The organism is Novosphingobium sp. ZW T3_23 (assembly GCF_044987305.1).
In the GTDB taxonomy this organism is placed as follows: domain Bacteria; phylum Pseudomonadota; class Alphaproteobacteria; order Sphingomonadales; family Sphingomonadaceae; genus Novosphingobium.
In genome coordinates, this window is the sequence record NZ_JBJDRF010000113.1 from 1 (window position 1) to 4056 (window position 4056).

Sequence of the window (4056 nt, forward strand, 5' to 3'; positions counted from 1 at the left end):
GGTGCGGTCACCTCCTCGCTCAACAACGCGAAGAGCGTCACCGACACCGCGATCGCCGGTGCCGAGCAGATTTCCGACCTTCTCAACCAGATGAAGTCGAAGGCCTATGAAGCAGCGGATGCCGGTCTGGAAGATGACAGCCGCGCCGCTATCGACAAGGACTTCACGGCTCTGAACGAGCAGATCACCACGATCATCAAGTCGTCGGAATTCAACAACACCAACCTGCTCGACGAAGGCTTCAGCGGCACCAAGACCGTTGCGGCTCTCCAGTCGCTGACGATCGACACCGCTGGTACCGACGACTCGCTGAACGTCGACAACCAGGGCTTCACCGCCATGGTGACGACGGCCATCGGCACCGGCGGCATCGCTACGGCAGCCACCGCTGAAACGATGGTTGGCACGATCGATGGCGTCATCAAGAACGTCAACACCAGCCTCAGCGACATGGGCGCAGCTTCGCGCAAGATCGAGGGCCAGCTCTCGTTCACCAGCAAGCTGTCGGACGTGGTCGAAACCGGCATTGGTAACCTCGTCGACGCTGACCTCGCCAAGGAATCGGCGAAGCTTCAGGCCCTTCAGGTCCAGCAGCAGCTGGGCGTGCAGGCTCTGTCGATCGCCAACCAGGCGCCGCAGACGATCCTGTCGCTCTTCCGTTAATCGGAGGATCGATGGTCTCCCGGTCCGCCGGGAGACCAATCGTCTGGAAGGCCGGGGTGGTTCGCCATCCCGGCCTTCTGTCGTTTCAGAACGACAGTATCCGCGTGAGCATTCGAAAACTTTTCTTCCCAAATTTCCGGGCGATTATTTTCCCTTCCTAGAATGAATATGCAGCCGGAAGAACCAGCTGTGCGCATGGCGGCGCTCCCGTCATCCGGCCGCAGAACTCGGCCTGCTTTTCTAGAAGGAAGACCAAAATGGCGTTTTCGGTTAACACCAATGCTGGCGCAATGGCCGCTCTCCAGAGCCTCAACGCGACCAACAAGGGCATGAACCAGGTGCAGAGCCGCATCAACACCGGTCTGGCCGTTGCCTCGACCAAGGATGATTCGTCGAAGTACACCGTGGCTCAGACCCTGCGTGGCGACCTCGGCGGCCTGGGTGCGGTCACCTCCTCGCTCAACAACGCGAAGAGCGTCACCGACACCGCGATCGCCGGTGCCGAGCAGATTTCCGACATTCTCAACCAGATGAAGTCGAAGGCCTATGAAGCAGCGGACGCCGGCCTGGAAGCCGACAGCCGCACCGCTATCGACAAGGACTTCACGGCTCTGAAAGAGCAGATCACCACGATCATCAAGTCGTCGGAATTCAACAACACCAACCTGCTCGACGAAGACTTCACGGGCACTACCACTGTTGCTGCTCTTCAGTCGCTGACGATCACCACGGGCGCCGACGTGACGGACAGCCTCAACGTCGCCAACCAGGGCTTCACCGCCAAGGTGACTGACGCCATCGACACCACCATCGCCTCGCAGACCGATGCTGAAACGATGGTCGGCAAGCTCGATGACGTCATCAAGGACGTCAACACCAGCCTCAGCGACATGGGCGCAGCTTCGCGCAAGATCGAGGGCCAGCTCTCGTTCACCAGCAAGCTGTCGGACGTGGTCGAAACCGGCATTGGCAACCTCGTCGACGCTGACCTCGCCAAGGAATCGGCGAAGCTTCAGGCCCTTCAGGTCCAGCAGCAGCTGGGCGTGCAGGCTCTGTCGATCGCCAACCAGGCGCCGCAGACGATCCTGTCGCTCTTCCGTTAATCGGAGGATCGATGGTCTCCCGGTCCGCCGGGAGGCCAATCGTCTGGAAGGCCGGGGTGGTTCAGCCATCCCGGCCTTCTGTCGTTTCAAGAACATAAGATGGGTGGGGCCTGAAAGCAGGGTCACGAAGCAGCCTCGTGACTTACCGGAAACCTGCGTTTTTCCGGGCGCTCCGCACCTGCGATTCACCCGCCGAACTATAATGAAGAAGACGCTCCCATGGCGGGGCCGACCCCCCAAGCAGGAATTGGAATACTGATGCTTGATTTTCTGAACAATTGGCGATTGCCCAAAAAATTGTGGGCGGCCTTTTCGATCATCAACGTGATGATCGCCGTGGTGGGCCTCAACGGTTTCCTCTCTACACGAGAGCTCAATGCCGTTGCGGAATCGCACGTTTCGCGCGGCATGGCTGGCATGTCCGGCCTCACCGACGTGATCAGCAACGTCAAGGAGCTGCGGATCATCGTCTACAGCTACTACAACGCCGCCAGCGCCAGCGATGCGCAGAACCTGCGCGATCGCCTGAAGGCGGGTGACGAGGAACTGCTGAAGTCGGTGGATGCCTACAAGCTGATCGGCGAAGAGGCGTTCGGTCCTGAAGTGGCGGAACTGCGGACCCGCGCTGTCGCGCTGACCGAGGTGAACGACCGGATCTTCGCCCTGCGCACCGCCGGCGATGTCGATGGCGCCATGGCCATGATCAAGACCGAGGGCAAGAAGGCCTCGCACGACATGATCGAGCAGACCGACAAGCTGATCGAACTCACGCGTGAACGCGTCGCCGCCAAGGCCGCAGATGGTGCCGCGACCGCCCGCACCGCCACGATCCTCTGCGTGACGCTGGCTCTCTTCGCGATGGCGCTGATCGTCTTCATCTGGCTGTTGATCAACCGCACGGTTGCCGCGCCGATGAGCCGCATTGCCCATGTCACCACGACGCTGGCCGAAGGCGGCAAGGTCGAAGTGCCGTTCCGCGAACGCGGTGACGAAATCGGCGAGATCGCGGAAGCCGTCGAGCAGTTCCGCAGCGCCGCCGAAGCCCGCGCCGAGATCGACGCCCGCGCCGCGCGCGAGCAGGAACTGGTCACCTCAACCCTGCGCTCCAGCCTCCAGGCGATCAGCGAGGGCGACCTCACGCAGAGCATCAATGCCGATTTCCCGCCTGCCTACGGCGAGCTCAAGAGCAACTTCAACACCGCCGTGGGCGCCCTGCGCGAACTGATCGGTGCGGTCGCTGAAAGCGCGGTCGCCATCCGCACCGGCTCCAGCGAGATCGCCCAGGCTTCGGAAGACCTCGCCCGCCGCACCGAGAGCAATGCCGCCAGCCTCGAAGAGACTTCGGCCGCGATCACCCAGATGGACGATCGCCTGCGCGCCACCGCCGCCGCCGCCGGACGCACCGTGCAGCGCGCCGATGGAGCGATGACCGTGGTCGGCTCCGGCCGCGAGATCGCCGACGAGGCGGTCCAGGCCATGGGCCGCGTTTCCGAAAGCGCCAAGGGCATCGACTCGGTGATCGAAGGCCTCGACAAGATCGCCTTCCAGACCCGTGTGCTTGCCATGAACGCCGCCGTCGAGGCGGGCCGTGCCGGCGATGCCGGTCGCGGCTTCGCAGTCGTGGCCGATCTCGTCTCGGCGCTGGCCATGCGCTCGGAAGAGGAAGCCAAGCGCGCCCGCGAGCAGCTTACCGCCACCCAGACCGACATCGGCACTGCCGTGGAAGCCGTGCAGCGCGTCGACGGCGCCCTGCAGAACATCTCGGGCGACGTCACCGAAGTCCACACCCTGCTCAGCGACATCGCCAGCGACAACCAAGCGCAGTCCTCGACGATCACCCAGATCAGCGCGACGATCGGCACGATGGATCAGGCCACCCAGCAGAACGCCGCGATGGTCGAGGAGACCTCCGCCGCCGCACGCAACCTCAACAGCGAAGTGACCTCGCTGTCTGACCGCGCCGCGATGTTCCGCACCGGCCGCGAAGGCCTGCGTTCGGTGCCGGTTTCGGCCCCGCGCGTTGTCACAGCGGCGCCGGTGGCGACGTTCCAGCCGGCAGCGGCCCGCAAGCCGATGAAGGCCCTCGCCACCGCCGACGACTGGATGGACTTCTGAGACAAGCCTGACACACGCGTCGTCCCGGACTTGATCCGGGACCGCTGGCCCAGCCGCGCCTCGCTCTAAGAGCCGCGCCTCGCTCGATGGCTGGCGCCTCAAGACCGACAGCGATCCCGGATCAAGTCCGGGATGACGAAGACAAGCCGCTCCCTCACCCGGAGCGGCTTTTTTC

The 4056-nt window shown here is 63.4% G+C and carries 3 protein-coding genes; all 3 read left to right on the forward strand.

The annotated features are described in order from the left end of the window. Nucleotides 1-663: flagellin (locus tag ACI3K3_RS25410; protein ID WP_404918859.1), on the forward strand; the 663-nt coding region annotated here is incomplete at its 5' end. 257 nt (nt 664-920) lie between these two features. Further along, on the forward strand, nt 921-1766 hold the full coding sequence (locus tag ACI3K3_RS25415; protein ID WP_404918861.1) for a flagellin: 846 nt from the start codon (nt 921-923) through the stop codon (nt 1764-1766). Nucleotides 1767-2024: 258 nt separating this feature from the next. Next, nucleotides 2025-3881 (forward strand): methyl-accepting chemotaxis protein, encoded by a 1857-nt coding sequence (locus ACI3K3_RS25420; RefSeq protein WP_404918863.1) that lies wholly within the window; start codon nt 2025-2027, stop codon nt 3879-3881. Nucleotides 3882-4056 lie beyond the last annotated feature (175 nt).